General features: G+C 65.1%; 12 protein-coding genes and 1 tRNA gene. 8 read left to right on the forward strand and 5 right to left on the reverse strand.

The genetic code is table 11. The features are described from left to right. Positions 1 to 107 precede the first annotated feature (107 nt). Positions 108 to 3044: a CHAT domain-containing protein gene (locus BO1_RS01425; protein WP_167338302.1), complete on the forward strand. Its 2937-nt coding sequence runs from the start codon at positions 108 to 110 to the stop codon at positions 3042 to 3044. A gap of 114 nt (positions 3045 to 3158) precedes the next feature. Here BO1_RS01425 and BO1_RS01430 read toward each other — a convergent pair. From BO1_RS01430 to BO1_RS01445, 4 genes are all read right to left on the reverse strand, one after another. Beyond that, positions 3159 to 3233: transfer RNA gene (locus BO1_RS01430), tRNA-Val, on the reverse strand. A 49-nt stretch (positions 3234 to 3282) separates the two neighbouring features. After that, positions 3283 to 4029 (reverse strand): DNA polymerase III subunit epsilon, encoded by a 747-nt coding sequence (gene dnaQ, locus BO1_RS01435; RefSeq protein ID WP_028216018.1) that lies wholly within the window; start codon positions 4027 to 4029, stop codon positions 3283 to 3285. Between the two features lie 73 nt (positions 4030 to 4102). Continuing rightward, positions 4103 to 4546: a ribonuclease HI gene (rnhA, locus tag BO1_RS01440; protein ID WP_028216019.1), complete on the reverse strand. Its 444-nt coding sequence runs from the start codon at positions 4544 to 4546 to the stop codon at positions 4103 to 4105. Further along, the gene (locus BO1_RS01445) at positions 4543 to 5376 is read right to left on the reverse strand and encodes a class I SAM-dependent methyltransferase (protein ID WP_028216020.1); all 834 of its coding nucleotides are present in this window, start codon (positions 5374 to 5376) and stop codon (positions 4543 to 4545) included. Before BO1_RS01445 ends, rnhA begins: the two co-directional genes overlap by 4 nt. A gap of 21 nt (positions 5377 to 5397) precedes the next feature. On the opposite strand from BO1_RS01445, the gene gloB reads away from it, so the two are divergent. The 6 genes from gloB to BO1_RS49270 all read left to right on the forward strand — a co-directional run bounded on the left by gloB (position 5398) and on the right by BO1_RS49270 (position 14523). Next, a complete protein-coding gene (gene gloB, locus BO1_RS01450; RefSeq protein WP_043283497.1) occupies positions 5398 to 6240 on the forward strand; it encodes a hydroxyacylglutathione hydrolase in 843 nt (280 codons plus the stop codon). Positions 6241 to 6394: 154 nt separating this feature from the next. Next, complete coding sequence (locus BO1_RS01455) at positions 6395 to 8047, forward strand: transglycosylase SLT domain-containing protein (protein ID WP_028216022.1); 1653 nt, start codon at positions 6395 to 6397, stop codon at positions 8045 to 8047. A gap of 662 nt (positions 8048 to 8709) precedes the next feature. Continuing rightward, entirely contained in the window at positions 8710 to 9852 is a 1143-nt protein-coding gene (gene carA / locus BO1_RS01460) for a glutamine-hydrolyzing carbamoyl-phosphate synthase small subunit (RefSeq protein WP_028216023.1), read from the forward strand. 158 nt (positions 9853 to 10010) lie between these two features. Next, the gene (gene carB / locus BO1_RS01465; protein WP_028216024.1) at positions 10011 to 13265 is read left to right on the forward strand and encodes a carbamoyl-phosphate synthase large subunit; all 3255 of its coding nucleotides are present in this window, start codon (positions 10011 to 10013) and stop codon (positions 13263 to 13265) included. 221 nt (positions 13266 to 13486) lie between these two features. Then, on the forward strand, positions 13487 to 13963 hold the full coding sequence (gene greA, locus BO1_RS01470; protein ID WP_028216025.1) for a transcription elongation factor GreA: 477 nt from the start codon (positions 13487 to 13489) through the stop codon (positions 13961 to 13963). Positions 13964 to 14049: 86 nt separating this feature from the next. Beyond that, positions 14050 to 14523: a DUF4149 domain-containing protein gene (locus BO1_RS49270; protein WP_043283523.1), complete on the forward strand. Its 474-nt coding sequence runs from the start codon at positions 14050 to 14052 to the stop codon at positions 14521 to 14523. Positions 14524 to 14621: 98 nt separating this feature from the next. On the opposite strand, the gene BO1_RS01480 is transcribed toward BO1_RS49270, so the two are convergent. Continuing rightward, positions 14622 to 15167 carry a YhbY family RNA-binding protein gene (locus tag BO1_RS01480; protein WP_028216026.1) on the reverse strand — a complete coding sequence of 182 codons (546 nt, stop codon included), beginning with the start codon at positions 15165 to 15167 and terminating at the stop codon, positions 14622 to 14624. A 266-nt stretch (positions 15168 to 15433) separates the two neighbouring features. Here BO1_RS01480 and BO1_RS01485 point away from each other — a divergent pair, with 266 nt between their 5' ends. Continuing rightward, entirely contained in the window at positions 15434 to 16096 is a 663-nt protein-coding gene (locus BO1_RS01485; protein WP_028216027.1) for an RlmE family RNA methyltransferase, read from the forward strand. Positions 16097 to 16186 lie beyond the last annotated feature (90 nt).

Genomic DNA, 16186 nt, shown 5'->3' on the forward strand with positions numbered 1-16186 from the left:
GGCAGGGAACAGAAAGCCGGTGAGGCAGGCGAACACCTTGCGTGCGGGCGTCGCAAGACGGCTCGCCGCTCGTCTCGAACATGTTGCGCTGCGAGGGGAGACGCATCATGGGCTGGCAGGGATCGCGTGCGCGGATGGCCGCGCGCTGTCTCGCGGCGGTGGCACTCGTGTTGTTGTGCGCGGGGTGTCAGGCGCCGGACGGGGACACGGACGTCCATGCGGGAAAGGGCCATCACAAGGGCATGCACGGTGGCCGTCACGAGGAGGAGGAGGCGCTCTCGCAGGCGCAAGTGCAGGCTCAGACTTCGGCCGAAGGGCAGGCTCAGACTGCGGCACAAGGGCAGGTCACTGCATCGTCGCCGCCCCAGGCGCCGCTCCCACTCGACGAACGTACGCTCAAGGCCCAGCTCGCCGAGATGCCGGACGGCCGCGCGCGCCTCGCGCTGCTCGACCGTCTCGCCCGCGAGGACGCGCGCGACGGGCACATCAACGACTACTTTCGCGTTCTCGATCTGATCGCGAGCGACAGCGGCATTGCGCCGGGCCGCCGCTCGCTCGCGGCTTCGGAGCTCGCCACGGCGTTTGCATACGAGAAAGACTTCGCGCGCAGTCAGCGAGCGCTCGACGACGCGAAGTCTTTCGCGGCCGAGACGAAAGACGCCGATCTCGATGCCTTGCCCGCCAATCCGGCTTACGCGGTGCTGCGCGCCGAAGCGGTGCTCGCATGGCGTTACCGGGGGCAATTCGATGCAGCGCTGCGCCTGAACCGCGAAGCGACCGATCTCGCCTGGCGCGACCTCGGCAATGCGTCGCTCAGCCCCGCGCGGCGTCATGCGGCCGCCAACGAGCTGATCGGCGACCTGCCAACGCAAACCAGTCTGCTGATCCGCTGCAATCGTGCGACGGAGGCGCTCAGCTACGTCGAGGAACTCCGCTGGGATCTCGACAATGGCCCGCAACTCCATCCCACGACGGCCCAGCGTGCCCAGGTGGCGCGCGCGCGGGCGCTGGCGCTGACCTCGTTCGATGACTACGACGGGGCGCTTGCATCGATCGACGAGGCCATCGACGGTTTTCGCAAGGCCGGCATGTCGCCCGCCGCCACGCCGTACGCCGAGTCGCTGCACCTGCGCTTGCTGATCGCGCTCGCGATGGGCCGCATCGGCGACTATCGGACCGACCTGGTGGGCTGGCAGGCGGCGCTCGCGTCGAACCCGACGCTGGGATCCGACGCGAACGAGGGCGCCTCGCTCGCGTTTGCGGCTAACGGCGATTGGCGCGATGCGCAACGGCGCATTGACGAGAACGATCACCCTGAACACAAGCATCGGCACAAGCACAAAATGTACTTCCGCAGGGACGCCGATCATCCAGGCGCCAAGTTCGATGCGGCGCTGACGATGCTCTATCGCCTCGAAGACCCGCAGGGCGATCTGAGCGAGGCGGATATCGCGAGCTACGTCGAGCCCTCGCTCGGCAGCGACGACGAGTGGGACGACGAAGGCACGCGCGGCGGCATCATCGACGACGGCGTGCTCGCGCTCTCGATGGCCCGCCTCATGAAGGATGGCGCGACTGGGCAGGCGCTGGCGTTTCGCATCGCCGAGCTGTTCCATATGAACGCCACGCAGGGCGCCATGAACGACGGCGCGACGCGGCTGGCCGCGCAAACGCCGGCCTTGCGCGCACTGATCGAGCAGGAGGCGGCGCTGCGCTACCAGCTCGAGACGAGTGCATCGTCGTCCTCGGGGGCGGAGGACAAGCTGCGCGCGCTGCGGCGCGAGATTGCATCGCAGTTTCCGCGCTACCGGGAACTGGTTGCGCCCGCGATTCCAACGCCTGAAGCGGTCGGCGCCGTCCTGCACCCGGGGGAAGTCTACGTGGATCTCTACGCGGGCCGCGAAGCGAGCTATGCGTTCGTGGTGCGCCCGGACCGCACCCTGCATGCCGTCGTGTTGCCGGTGACACGCGCAGTGCTCGCCAAACAGGTGACGGCGCTGCGCGCCGGCTTCGACGCAGGCATGCCGCCCACGCAGCCGGGAGACCTTGCAGGCTTCGATCTGAACGCCGCGGCCGGGCTCTATCGTGCGCTCATCGCACCGATCGAGGCGGACCTGCAGGGCGCGAAGACCGTCTATCTCTCGACGAGCGGGATCTTGTCAAGCATTCCTTATGAAGTGCTGCTGCGACGTCCGGCGTCGAGCCTGGCCGACGCCGACTGGTGGCTCGACAGCACGACGCCGGTGCGCATGCCGAGTGCGTCGGCGCTCGTGAGTGCGCGCGGCGAACGTGTGGCGCACGCGAGCGAGCCACTGGTTGCGTTTGCGGACCCGAGCTTCGACGGCAGCGCGCAGGCGCCGCAAGAGGGTGCAGCGCCGGCCACCGTGGAAGTGGGTGCACGGGCATTTCCCATGGATGCGCGCACGCTCTCGTTCGACTACCGGCGCGTGACGCCGCTGCCCGAGACGCTCGATGAGGCGAACGCCATCGCGGTGGCGCTGGGCGCTTCGCCGCAGCAGAGCGTGATTTCGGGGCTGGCGGCATCGCGCAGCCACGTGCTCGGGGAGAACCTCTCGAACGATCGGGTGGTGCTGTTCGCGACGCACGGCGTGATTCCGGGCGAGGTGCCGGGGCTGCGCAAGGCGGGGCTCGCGCTGGCCTACGAAGGGCGGGGTCTGCCCGACTCGATCCTCACCGCCGACGATATCGTGACGCTGCGCCTGAACGCGGATTGGGTCGTGCTTTCGGCATGCAATACGGGGCTTGCCACTGGCGATGCGGGCGATTCGGTGTCAGCGCTCGCTCGAGCGTTTTTTGCGGCCGGGGCGCGGAGCTTGCTCGTGACGCAGTGGGCGGTCGAGTCGAAGTCGGCCGCGCTCGTCACGAGTGGGCTGTTCGACGCTTATGCGGCGAATCCGGCGCTTTCGAAGGCCGATGCGCTTGCCCAGACCGAACGCGCAATGGCAGCCGGGAAGGAGGGTGAATTGTATCGGCATCCTTATTATTGGGCTGCGTATTTTCTTGCGGGAGATGCGCAGCGATAGGCGGACGCCCCTTGTCGGGGCGCATCGCGCTGCGCCGGAAATGAAAAAAGCCCCGTTGCGTACGCAACGGGGCTTTTTATCTTCGGTGCTTGTCTTTACCAACACCAGAAATTCTGGTGGGTAGTACTGGGATCGAACCAGTGACCCCTGCCGTGTGAAGGCAGTGCTCTACCGCTGAGCTAACCACCCGAAGAGATTCAAATTATGCCGGGCGTTCCCGATCTTGTAAAGACCTTTTTTAAGTATTTTGCGCAGTAGCCGTATTCTCCTCGACGGGAGCCGGTTGCGTGCGCCACACCGAGGTGCCTTTCATTGCCTTGTCGAGGCCATCGAGCAGTGCTTCATGTGCAGCGAGCTCTTCCTCGCTCGCGGCGATCACCGGCAGCGCGAGCGTGTCGAACTTCACGCGCGGCGCCGCCACGCTGCCGCTAGCCTCGGTCGCGCTCGTCATGTCGATGACGAGGCTTTCCTGGCCGCGCGTCATTGCCAGATAAACTTCGGCGAGCAATTCCGAGTCGAGCAGTGCGCCGTGCAGCGTGCGGTGGGCGTTGCTGATACCGAAGCGGTCACACAGCGCATCAAGAGAATTGCGCTTGCCGGGGAAGATCTGCTTGGCCTGCACCAGCGTGTCGATCACCTCGCCGCAGTGCTCCTTGAACGACGGCTTGCCGAGCAGCGCGAGCTCGGCGTCGAGAAAGCCGATATCGAACGGTGCGTTGTGGATGATGATGTCGGCCTCGCGCACGAAGTCGAGGATCTCGTCCGCGACCTCGGCGAACTTCGGTTTGTCCGAGAGGAACTCGGTGGTCAGGCCGTGCACGGCCAGTGCGCCCGGATCGCTGTCGCGTTCGGGGTTGACGTAGAAGTGCAGGTTCTTGCCCGTCAGCCGGCGATTGACCAGCTCGACGCAGCCGATTTCGATGATGCGGTCACCCGTGCGGGGGTTCAGGCCGGTGGTTTCGGTATCGAGAATGATCTGGCGCATGTCGTTTGCAGCGTGATGGTGTGGAGGCGGGGGCAGCGCGTTCGACGGAACACGCTGCACGCGCAGCTCAAATTCAGGCGAGGGTGGCGACGCCGCGGTTCGCGAGCGCGTCGGCGCGCTCGTTCTCGGGATGGCCGGCGTGGCCCTTGACCCAGCGCCACTCCACCTCGTGTTGGGCGACGAGCGCGTCGAGGCGCTTCCACAGGTCATCGTTCTTGACGGGCGTCTTCGCGGCCGTCATCCAGTTCTTCTTCTTCCAGCCGTGGATCCACTCGCTGATGCCTTTCTGCACGTATTGCGAGTCGGTGTGCACGATCACCTTGCATGGGCGCTTGAGCGCGTCGAGCGCGGCGATCACCGCCATCAGCTCCATACGGTTGTTGGTCGTGCCGGGCTCGCCGCCGAACAGTTCCTTTTCCTGTGCGCCGAAGCGCAAAAGCGCGCCCCAGCCGCCGGGGCCGGGATTGCCCTTGCAGGCGCCGTCCGTGTAGATTTCGACGAAGTCGGGTGAGCTCATGAGTCCTTGTTGCGAGTAGGGGAGGGGGTGGTGGCGGCGGCCTTCAGGCTGGGCGCCAGCACCGGCTTCTTGACCTTCAGCGGGCCAACGAGGCGCATGCCGCGCACGCGCTTGATGGCCGACACCATATAGATGGCGCCGAAGATCGGCCACCAGCGGTCGCCGGCGGCCTCCATGAATGCGTAGCGCCCGAGCCATTGCTCGGTGGCGAGCGGCGGACGATAGCAGCCGAAGCGTCCGCGTTCAAGCTCGAAGCCAAGCAGCTTGATCCAGTCTTTCAGGCGCGTGAAGGCGATCAGGTCTTCGCGCGCGGGCAAAAACGGATGCCCGGTGAGCTTGGCCACCGACTGGCGCGCCCCCCACAGCGAAAGCGAATTGAAGCCGACGATCAGCAACTGCCCCTCGGGCATCAGCACGCGTTCGGCTTCGCGCAGCAGCCGGTGCGGATCGCTCGTGAATTCCAGCGTGTGCGGCATCACGATGAGGTCGACGCTCTGCGCCTCGAACGGCAGATCGAGATGGTCGCACCAGACCGTGCTGCGCCCGGCCGGCGCGTGAGGCGTGGGAGGGTGCTGCAAATCGGACGGCGCATGGGCGCCCGGCACCGTATACGGCGCGCTCGACGCGCTGGCCGCGTCGAGCACGAGGCCGCGGCACGGCATGCGGTTCTCGCGCAGCGCGTCGAGCTGTGGCAGGCCGAGCTGCAGCGCGTGGTAGCCGAACATGTTCGACACCACGCGGTCGAGCTGCTCCTGCTCCCAGCCCAGCACGTACCTGCCTGCGGGCGATCCGGTCCAGGCGGGCCAGTCTATAATCGTTCGGTTAGACATGTCGAAAAAGTAGGCCGCCCCATGAAGAGTCCGCTTGAGCACGCATCCGTGCCAGCCGCCACGCTTGCCGCACTCGAATACGTACCGGTTCCGGCTTTTGAAGATAACTACATCTGGGTCGTGTCGGACGGCCGCAATGCCGTTGCCGTCGATCCGGGCGACGCCGCGCCGGTTCGCGCGTATCTGGCGAAGCGAGGCTGGCGGCTCGTCGCTATTTTACTCACCCATCACCACAACGACCACGTCGGCGGGGTGGCCGACCTGCTAACGGATGAGCGCGTGCCCGTGTACGGCCCGGCCGGCGAGGCGCTCGGCCCGCTCGATGCGTTCGTCACGCGCGTGAAGGGCGGCGATGCGCTTCATCTGGATGCGCCCGAGCTCGACTTCAAGGTCATGGACGTGCCGGGTCATACGCGCGGCCATATCGCGTACTTCCAGGCCGCCGATGCTTCGGGCACGCCGCATCTGTTCTGTGGGGACACGCTGTTCGCCTGCGGCTGCGGGCGCCTCTTCGAGGGCACGCCCGCGCAGATGCTCGCCTCGCTCGATTCGTTCGCGGCACTGCCGGGCGCCACCGAGGTCCATTGCGCGCACGAGTACACGCTCTCGAATATCCGTTTCGCGCTGGCCTGCGATCCGGGCAATGCCGACCTGCACGACTGGAGCCGGCAGGCACAGGCGTTGCGCGAACGCGGCATCCCCACCTTGCCGACTACAATTCTGCATGAGCGCGCCGTTAATCCATTCATGAGGGCCGGCGATCCGGCCGTGCAGGCGACGCTCGCCGAGGCGCTCCATGAAACGGTGCCGGATCGACTGACCGCCTTTACGCTGATGCGCGAGTGGAAGAATCGGTTCCGCTGACCCAACGGCTTGCGCGGGTATCCTCATCCCAAAAGTATGGAACGTCGTCCAAGCTGCGGATTTTCATGGTTTTTTTCCAATTATTCCGATTGACGGAAACGTGTGCGGCCCGTACTATCGGCTCCAAATTCCCGCCATTTGCAAGTAGACGTTCATGCGATTTATCCTAAGCGCGCTGCTGGTTCTCATGCTCGCCGCCTGTGCGAGCGGGGGACCTGCTGCGAATTCAGCCAACTCGCTTGCCCCAGCCGATCCCCAGGCGCGCGCCGACGCCATCCGCAAGACCTCCGCAGCGAAAGAAACGATCAACGTCGACCAGGGCTCGGTCGACCAGCTCACGAGCCCCGACGCCGACTTGTGGGGGCGAATCCGCCGCGGCTTCCAGATGCCCGACCTGCAGAGCGACCTGGTCGACATGAACGCCCAGTGGTATGCGGAGCGTCCCGACTACGTCGCGCGCATGACCGAGCGTTCGCAGAAATATCTGTACCACATCGTCGAGGAGCTCGAGGCGCGCCATATGCCGACCGAGCTCGCGCTGCTGCCGTTCATCGAGTCCGCGTATAACCCGCAGGCCTTGTCGGTTGCGAAGGCGGCAGGCATGTGGCAGTTCGTGCCCGGCACGGGCCGCACCTATAACCTGAAGCAGAACATGTGGCAGGACGAGCGCCGTGACGTGCTCGCCTCCACCAGCGCGGCGCTCGACTATCTGTCGCGCCTGCATGACATGTTCGGCGACTGGTATCTCGCGCTCGCCGCCTACAACTGGGGCGAGGGCAATGTGCAGCGCGCCATCGCGCGCAACCAGGCGGCGGGTCTGCCGACCGACTATCAGAGCCTGCGCTTGCCTAATGAGACACGTAACTACGTGCCCAAGCTGCAGGCGGTCAAGAACATCGTGATGAACCCGCAGCAATACGGGCTCACGTTGCCGTCGATTCCCAACCACCCGTATTTCGTCACGGTCACGACGTCGCACGATATCGACGTGGACGTTGCGGCCAAGCTCGCGAACATGACGCCCGACGAGTTCCGCTCGCTCAACCCGTCGTTCAAGAAGCCGGTCATTCTCGGCGCGACCGATCCGCAGATCCTGCTGCCGTTCGACAACGCCAGCGCCTTCGAGCGCAACCTCAAGTCGTATACGGGCCAGCTTTCCTCGTGGACCGTCTACACGACCGACTCGCGCGCCACGCCGTCGGCCATCGCGCAGAAGATCGGGGTGGATGCGGACACGCTCATGTCGGTCAACAAGATTCCGGCGGGCATGCGTCTGAAGGCGGGCTCGACGCTGGTGGTGCCGCGCACCGACGATGGCGACGACGAGGACATCAGCGCCGACGTCGCCGAAAGCGCCGTGCTGGCCATGGAGCCGGACGTGCCCGACACGCGCAAGATGCTGATCCGCGTGCGCCGCAAGCAGTCGATGGATACGGTGGCGGCACGCTACGGCGTCTCGGTCGGCCAGCTGAAGGGCTGGAACAAGACGCGCCGCGACCTCGTCACGCCTGGTCAGGTGCTCGTGCTGCACGTGCCGGTCGGCAAGGCGATGCCGAGCGAACCGGGGCCGGAGCGTCTGGCAACCAATGTGTCCGGTGGCGGCGTGGAGCGCATCGGCACCCGGGTTGCAGACACGGGTTCCAAGTCGCGCTACGATAAGAAACACGGTCGCGCGCGCACCGAGGTCGTCAAGGTTTCCGAGCCGGTCAAGGAAAAGGCTTCCAGCGCAGCGCCCAGCAAGGCGTCGAAGGGTGCGGCAAGCCGCCCGAAGGCCGAAACCCACACGCAGAAGCACAAACCCAAATAGCGGCTGGCGTAGGGTGCTCAGTCGTGCGCTGCGGGGGCAGTGCACGATGTTTCGCTCCGATCACTTTTGCCATTTGGTTTCTCTCGCCGTCACCCCGCCAGGTGGCGGCGTTTTCATTGGTGGGCGGAAAATTGGGGCGCCCGGCTTAGGGGCGCCCGGCTTGGGGTGCCCAGGCACGAGGGCGACCAGCTTAGGGGTGGCGCCCCGCGCCGGCATGGCCCGGATGGCGGTGGCCGCGCTTGCCGGGCGCTGTTCCGCGCCTATAGTGGAAAGGGCGCCGCCGCGGCCTGCATCGGCGCGCCGCCCGCTGGGCGTCATCCCGAAATTTGAAAGAAAGGGCGTTTTCGCGCTATAATTTCAAGGTTTGAGCTTATCAACCCGCACCCTAGCGCCTACCTCCTTCCCCCCGTTCATCCGCCGCCCGCGCTTTCTGTTTCTACTGGCTGGCTGCCGCCCGATCGAGCGTCACAAACGCACCTTCGCGGCCCGGCGCCCGACACCCGGTCAAACACGGAAGGTCGCGTAACGAGCAGACTGCAGAGCGAGCCGCGCGCGCGTCCTTGTCGCCCCGATCAGGACGCCGACGCCGCAGCCGCTCCCAGGTCCAAGATCGCAACGTCGGATAACAGGTCGGCACAGGGTGCTCCCCCAAGGAGTCTCCCGTGTTGCCGTCATTCTCTCCCGCTCTGCTCGCGCTCGCCGACGGCACGGTCTTTCGTGGTTACTCGATTGGCGCGCCGGGTCATACGACCGGTGAAGTCGTGTTCAACACGGCCATCACCGGTTATCAGGAAATCCTGACCGACCCGAGCTACGCTCGCCAGATCGTCACCTTGACGTATCCGCATATCGGCAATGTCGGCGTCAACGCCGAAGACGTCGAAGCCACGAAAGTCCATGCCGCCGGTCTGATCATCCGCGACCTGCCGACGCTCGCCTCGAACTTCCGCATGGAGCGCACGCTCGGCGATTATCTGAAGGACGAAGGCGTGGTGGCGATCGCCGGCATCGACACGCGCAAGCTCACGCGTATTCTGCGCGAGAAGGGCGCGCAGAACGGCGCGATTCTCGCGGGCTCGGACGACGAGGCCAAGGCCATCGAACTCGCGCGCTCGTTCCCGGGCCTCGCGGGCATGGACCTCGCGAAGGTCGTCTCGACCGACAAGCCCTACGAGTGGACGACCACCGAGTGGCGTCTGGGCGAAGGCTACCGTACGCAATCGGCGCCGAAGTACAAGGTCGTGGCGTTCGACTTCGGCGTGAAGCAGAACATCCTGCGCATGCTGGCCGAGCGCGGCTGCCATGTCACGGTGCTGCCGGCTCAGGCCAAGGCTGAAGATGCGCTTGCGCTGAACCCGGACGGCGTGTTCCTCTCGAACGGCCCCGGCGATCCGGAGCCGTGCGACTACGCAATCAAGGCTACGCAGGAATTCATCGCGCGCGGCATCCCGACCTTCGGCATCTGCCTTGGCCACCAGATCATGGGCCTGGCCGTCGGCGCGAAGACGCTGAAGATGAAGACGGGCCACCACGGTGCGAACCATCCGGTGAAGGATCTCGGCGACGGCCGCGTGGTCATCACGTCGCAAAACCACGGCTTCGCAGTGGACGCCGACACGCTGCCCGCGAACGCGCGCGTCACGCACGTCTCGCTGTTCGACGGCACGCTGCAAGGCTTCGAGCTCACCGACAAGCCCGCGTTCTGCTTCCAGGGCCACCCGGAAGCATCGCCGGGCCCGCAGGACATCGGCTATCTGTTCGACCGCTTCACCGCGTTGATGGACAGCGCCAAGGCCGGCAAGTAAGGCATAGCCGCCGCAAGAGCAGAGCAGGGTGCGCAGCGAGCCGCGTTGAACAACGGCCCACGCGCGCGCCCGACGGCGAGCGGCAAGGCGTGATTCGGTAGACGAAGCACGCGCCGCGCGCCGGGAGTCAAGACACAGGAATATTTAGCGAGAGCGTTATGCCCAAGCGGACAGACATCAAGAGCATTCTCATCATCGGCGCGGGTCCGATCATCATCGGACAGGCCTGCGAGTTCGACTACTCGGGCGCGCAGGCGTGCAAGGCGCTGCGTGAGGAAGGCTACAAGGTCATTCTCGTCAACAGCAATCCGGCGACGATCATGACCGACCCGAACACGGCCGACGTCACCTACATCGAGCCGATCACGTGGGAAGTGGTGGAGCGCATCATCGAGAAGGAGCGCCCCGACGCGATCCTGCCGACGATGGGCGGCCAGACCGCGCTGAACTGCGCGCTCGACCTGCACCACCACGGCGTGCTGAAGAAGTACAACGTCGAGCTGATCGGCGCGTCGCCGGAAGCGATCGACAAGGCCGAAGACCGGCAGAAGTTCAAGGACGCGATGACGAAGATCGGCCTGGGCTCGGCGAAGTCGGGTGTCGCGCACTCGATGGAAGAGGCGACCAGGGTTCACGCCGAGATCGCCGCGTCCACCGGCACGAGCGGCTATCCGATCGTGATCCGTCCGTCCTTCACGCTCGGCGGCTCGGGCGGCGGCATCGCCTACAACCGCGAAGAGTTCGAAGAGATCTGCAAGCGCGGTCTCGACCTCTCCCCCACGCGCGAGCTCTTGATCGAAGAGTCGCTGCTCGGCTGGAAGGAATACGAGATGGAAGTGGTCCGCGACAAGGCGGATAACTGCATCATCGTCTGCTCGATCGAGAACCTCGACCCGATGGGCATCCACACGGGCGACTCGATCACCGTCGCGCCGGCGCAAACGCTCACCGACAAGGAATACCAGATCCTGCGCGATGCCTCGCTGGCCGTGCTGCGCGAGATCGGCGTCGATACGGGCGGTTCGAACGTCCAGTTCTCGATCAACCCGCGCGATGGCCGCATGATCGTGATCGAGATGAACCCGCGCGTGTCGCGCTCGTCGGCGCTGGCCTCGAAGGCCACCGGCTTCCCGATCGCCAAGGTTGCGGCGAAGCTCGCCGTCGGCTATACGCTCGACGAGCTCCGCAACGAGATCACGGGCGGTCAGACGCCGGCCTCGTTCGAGCCGACCATCGACTACGTCGTCACGAAGATCCCGCGTTTCGCGTTCGAGAAGTTCCGCGAAGCCGACCCGCGCCTCACCACGCAGATGAAGTCGGTGGGCGAAGTGATGGCCATCGGCCGCACCTTCCAGGAATCGTTCCAGAAGGCGCTGCGCGGCCTCGAAGTGGGCGTCGACGGCCTCGACGAAAAGACCACGAGCCGCGACGAAGTCATCCGCGAGATCGGCGAAGCCGGTCCGGACCGCATCTGGTACGTGGGCGACGCGTTCCGCGTGGGCATGACGCGCGAAGAAGTCTTCGAGGAAACCGCGATCGATCCGTGGTTCCTCGCGCAGATCGAAGAGATCGTCCGCAAGGAAGAGGCCGTCAAGGGCCGCACGCTCGAAAGCCTCTCGAAGGACGAGCTGCGCTTCCTCAAGCAGAGCGGTTTCTCGGACCGCCGTCTGGCGAAGCTGCTCGGGAGCAACGCCGCGGATGTGCGCAAGCGCCGTATCGAGCTGAACGTGCGCCCGGTCTACAAGCGCGTGGACACCTGCGCGGCCGAGTTCGCCACCAAGACCGCCTACATGTACTCGACCTATGAGGACGAGTGCGAGGCCAACCCGACCAGCAACAAGAAGATCATGGTGCTGGGCGGCGGCCCGAACCGGATCGGCCAGGGCATCGAGTTCGACTACTGCTGCGTGCACGCCGCGCTTGCGATGCGCGAAGACGGCTACGAAACGATCATGGTCAACTGCAACCCCGAGACCGTTTCGACCGACTACGACACGTCCGACCGTCTGTACTTCGAGCCGCTCACGCTCGAAGACGTGCTCGAAGTCGTGGATCTGGAAAAGCCCGCTGGCGTGATCGTGCAGTACGGCGGCCAGACGCCGCTGAAGCTCGCGCTCGATCTCGAGGCGAACGGCGTGCCCATCATCGGCACCTCGCCGGACATGATCGACGCCGCCGAAGACCGCGAGCGTTTCCAGAAGCTGCTGCAGGACCTCGGTCTGCGCCAGCCGCCGAACCGCACCGCGCGCGCCGAAGACGAAGCGCTCAAGCTCGCCGACGAAATCGGCTATCCGCTCGTCGTGCGTCCGTCGTACGTGCTGGGCGGCCGCGCCATGGAAATCGTCCACGAGCCGCGCGACCTCGAGCGCTACATGCGCGAGGCCGTGAAGGTGTCGAACGACTCGCCGGTGCTGCTCGACCGCTTCCTGAACGACGCGATCGAATGCGACGTCGACTGCATCTCCGATGGCACCGACGTGTTCATCGGCGGCGTGATGGAGCACATCGAGCAGGCGGGCGTGCACTCGGGCGACTCGGCGTGCTCGCTGCCGCCGTACTCGCTCTCGCAGGAAACGGTGGCTGAGCTGAAGCGCCAGACGGCCGCGATGGCCAAGGCGCTCAACGTGGTCGGCCTCATGAACGTGCAGTTCGCGATCCAGCAAGTGCCGCAGGATGACGGTTCGAAGAAGGACATCATTTACGTGCTGGAAGTGAACCCGCGCGCTTCGCGTACCGTGCCGTACGTGTCGAAGGCCACGAGCCTGCCGCTCGCGAAGATCGCGGCGCGCGCGATGGTCGGCCAGAAGCTCGCCGAGCAGGGCGTGACGAAGGAAGTCGTGCCGCCGTACTTCAGCGTGAAGGAAGCGGTGTTCCCGTTCGTCAAGTTCCCGACCGTCGATCCGGTGCTCGGACCCGAAATGCGCTCGACCGGCGAAGTGATGGGCGTGGGCAAGACCTTCGGCGAAGCGCTCTTCAAGTCGCAGCTCGCGGCCGGTTCGCGCCTGCCGGAGTCGGGCACCGTTTTCATCACCGTGATGGACGCGGACAAGCCCAAGGCCGTCGAAGTCGCACGCATGCTGCACGAGCTCGGCTATCCGCTCGTCGCGACGCGCGGCACGGCCGCGGCGATCGAGGCGGCCGGCGTGCCGGTCAAGGTCGTGAACAAGGTGAAGGACGGCCGTCCGCACGTGGTCGACATGATCAAGAACGGCGAAATTTCGCTCGTCTTCACGACGGTCGACGAAACCCGCGCGGCGATTGCCGATTCGCGCTCGATCCGCATGAGCGCGCAGGCGAACAAGGTCACGTACTACACCACGATGTCGGGCGCACGCGCCGCCGTCGAGGGCTTGCGCTACCTGAAGAACCTGGAAGTCTATGATTTACAAGGCCTCCACGCTCGCCTAAACTAAGACTTCGATTGTCTGTCCAATACTGAACAAGGCAGGCAAACAGGCTGAATACAAAGCTGAATGTGCCGCGGTTAAGCGGCGTCCCAACAGGGTTTTCAGGCTGCGCCAGTGCGCGCCGCCGCCCTCTCGGGATGCACTTGACCGCGGTGATTTTTTTTATGGCCGCAACGATTTGATTCGTGCGGCATCAATACGGCCCCATGCGGCTGAATGAGTTGTTTATGAGCACGATTCCCTTGACAAAGCGCGGTGCAGACCAACTCCGCGAGGAACTGCAGCGCCTGAAGTCCGTCGAGCGTCCGGCGGTCATCAATTCGATCGCCGAAGCGCGCGCGCAAGGCGATCTGTCGGAAAACGCGGAATACGACGCCGCGAAGGAAAAGCAGGGCTTCATCGAAGGCCGCATCGCCGAAATCGAGTCGAAGCTGGCGGCGGCGCAGATCATCGACCCGGCCTCGCTCGAAGCCGATGGCCGCGTGGTGTTCGGCTCGACCATCGACCTCGAAGACCTCGACTCGGGCAAGTCGGTCACCTACCAGATCGTCGGTGACGACGAAGCCGACCTCGAGCACGGCCTGATTTCCGTGAGCTCGCCCATCGCGCGCGCGCTGATCGGCAAGACCGAGGGCGATGTGGCCGAAGTGCAGGCGCCGAGCGGCGTGCGCGAGTACGAAATCATCGAGGTTCGCTACGTCTGACGCGTGGCGTGCCCATTGACGTACTTCGTGACCTGCTCAGTGACGTGAATACATCCCAGAATTTGCTCAGCCCGGCCCCGCCGCTCGTGGCGCACCGCGTGTTCGCGCTGCTCGCCATGCTGTGGGTGGGCAGCCAGTTGACGATCGGCTATGCGGTCGCGCCAGTCCTGTTCGCCTCGCTGGACCGCATGGTGGCTGGTTCGCTCGCCGCGCAGTTGTTCCGCATCGAAGGCATGCTCGGGCTCGTGAGCGGCGTGCTGCTGCTCGGGCTCGCGAACGTGCTGATCCGCCGCGGCGAGGCAGGGTATCGGCGCCTGCGCTGGCTGCTGATCGGCATGCTGTTGTGTGTGCTGATCGGCTATTACGCGCTGCAGCCGTTCATGAACGCGATGCGCATGAATGCCATGCAGGCCGGCGTCGACATTGCCCATTCGGTCTGGGCGAGCCGTTTCGGCATGCTGCACGGCGTGTCGAGCGTGTTCTATCTGGTCGAGAGCCTGTTGGGCGCCTGGCTCGTCTGGCTGTTGCCGTCCGCGCGGGGCACGCGCACGCAGCGCTGAAGCGCTGCCCGGGTGGCGTACCTGTTCAACCCGTCGCCGTTCACTTTCCAGTCAGGCAGGAAGCGAAAAAAAAGCGCGGCAAACTGGCCGCGCTTTCCTTACTTCGAGCCTTGATGGACTCGCTTCGAGCCGGTCTGGCGTTTCTTGGCGCGCTTGATGTTGCCGCCTTGCGTGACGCGCTCGTTGCCCTTGACCGTGACCTTCTGCGACTTGGGCTTGCGCATCGGGTTGTCGGACGCCTTGACGACCTTGACGACGCGCGGCGCCGCACCGCGCTTGCCCGCTTCACGCGCGCTCGGCACATCGCCGGCGGGGCGCGTCACGGTGCCGCGCGCGCCGGCGCGGGCGCGGGTGGTCGTCGGCCTGGCTTCCTCGGGCTTGTAGATCACGAGCAGCTTGCCGATGTGCTGGATGGGCGCCGCGTTCAGGCGGTCGCAGATCTCTGCGTAGATCGCGAGGCGCTCTTCGCGCTCGTCGCCGAACACGCGCACCTTGATGAGCTGGTGCGCGTCGAGGTGAACCTGGATTTCCTTGAGGACGGCGTCGGTCAGTCCCTCGGCGCCGATGAGCACGACCGGTTTGAGCGCGTGAGCCGCGGAGCGCAATTCGGAGCGCTGTTCGGCAGTAAGTGTGAGGGCGGGCATGGGATGTGGCAGACTCGACTAAAATGACGGCGCCCGCCAGTCAGCGTGGAATGCCGGCATGACAGGCCTCACAACGAGGGGCCGCCAGGCGGGAAGCGCGTCGAAACAATGGAACAACCGTGGAGAACGGCGTGGCGCGGGCTGATGCCGGCGAGCGAGGCGGTGAGAACCGCGCGCCTTGAGCCGGACGGGCCGCGACGGCCGCACGAATTAAACGCGTATTATCCGCTAAAAGCGCGACATCACGCAGCAAGAGTTCACCTTTAATGGCAAAAAACCGCTTCAATCAGTCGTGGCTGCACGACCATATTAACGATCCGTACGTGAAGATGGCGCAACGGGAGGGTTATCGTGCCCGCGCCGCGTACAAGCTGAAGGAAATTGACGAGCAGGACAAGCTGATCCGCCCGGGCATGGTGATCGTCGATCTCGGCGCCGCGCCCGGCAGCTGGAGCCAGTACGCGCGCAACAAGCTCGCGCAGGGCACGAAGCGCGACGACCAGCGCCAGGGCGGGATCGACGGCACGATCATTGCGCTGGACATCCTGCCGATGGAGCCCATCGCCGACGTGCAGTTCCTGCAGGGCGACTTCCGCGAGGACGATGTGCTCGCGCAACTGGAAGAAGCCGTGGGTGGCCGGCCAGTAGACCTTGTAATTTCGGACATGGCGCCCAATCTGTCAGGCGTGGCGTCGGCCGATGCCGCGCGTATCGAACACGTCTGCGATCTCGCGCTCGAGTTTTCGCAGAATCATCTGAAACCCGATGGTGCCCTTTTAGTAAAATGCTTTCACGGCAGTGGTTACAGCCAGATCGTCGAGAAGTTCAAGCATCAGTTCAAGGTCGTGGCCGCGCGCAAGCCGAAGGCTTCGCGTGATAAATCGTCCGAAACGTTTATATTGGGTAAACATCTGAAGCGACCCCGCTGATCCCCTGGGCCAGACAGGCTCGGGTATCGCAAAGAATCGGCTCCAGCGTGGCGAGCGCGTTGCAAGGACTGTAAAGATCGTCCCGAATCG

The sequence above is a fragment of the Paraburkholderia oxyphila NBRC 105797 genome (assembly GCF_000685075.1).
Taxonomy (GTDB): Bacteria; Pseudomonadota; Gammaproteobacteria; order Burkholderiales; family Burkholderiaceae; genus Paraburkholderia; species Paraburkholderia oxyphila.

Excerpts from the sequence above, each read along its gene's own strand:
- BO1_RS01425 (WP_167338302.1), top strand. The coding sequence starts at position 108 with ATGGGCTGGCAGGGATCGCGTGCGCGGATGGCCGCGCGCTGTCTCGCG.
- dnaQ (WP_028216018.1), bottom strand. The coding sequence starts at position 4,029 with ATGCGCCAGATCATTCTCGATACCGAAACCACCGGCCTGAACCCCCGC.
- rnhA (WP_028216019.1), bottom strand. The coding sequence starts at position 4,546 with ATGAGCTCACCCGACTTCGTCGAAATCTACACGGACGGCGCCTGCAAG.
- BO1_RS01445 (WP_028216020.1), bottom strand. The coding sequence starts at position 5,376 with ATGTCTAACCGAACGATTATAGACTGGCCCGCCTGGACCGGATCGCCC.
- gloB (WP_043283497.1), top strand. The coding sequence starts at position 5,398 with ATGAAGAGTCCGCTTGAGCACGCATCCGTGCCAGCCGCCACGCTTGCC.
- BO1_RS01455 (WP_028216022.1), top strand. The coding sequence starts at position 6,395 with ATGCGATTTATCCTAAGCGCGCTGCTGGTTCTCATGCTCGCCGCCTGT.
- carB (WP_028216024.1), top strand. The coding sequence starts at position 10,011 with ATGCCCAAGCGGACAGACATCAAGAGCATTCTCATCATCGGCGCGGGT.
- greA (WP_028216025.1), top strand. The coding sequence starts at position 13,487 with ATGAGCACGATTCCCTTGACAAAGCGCGGTGCAGACCAACTCCGCGAG.
- BO1_RS01480 (WP_028216026.1), bottom strand. The coding sequence starts at position 15,167 with ATGCCCGCCCTCACACTTACTGCCGAACAGCGCTCCGAATTGCGCTCC.
- BO1_RS01485 (WP_028216027.1), top strand. The coding sequence starts at position 15,434 with ATGGCAAAAAACCGCTTCAATCAGTCGTGGCTGCACGACCATATTAAC.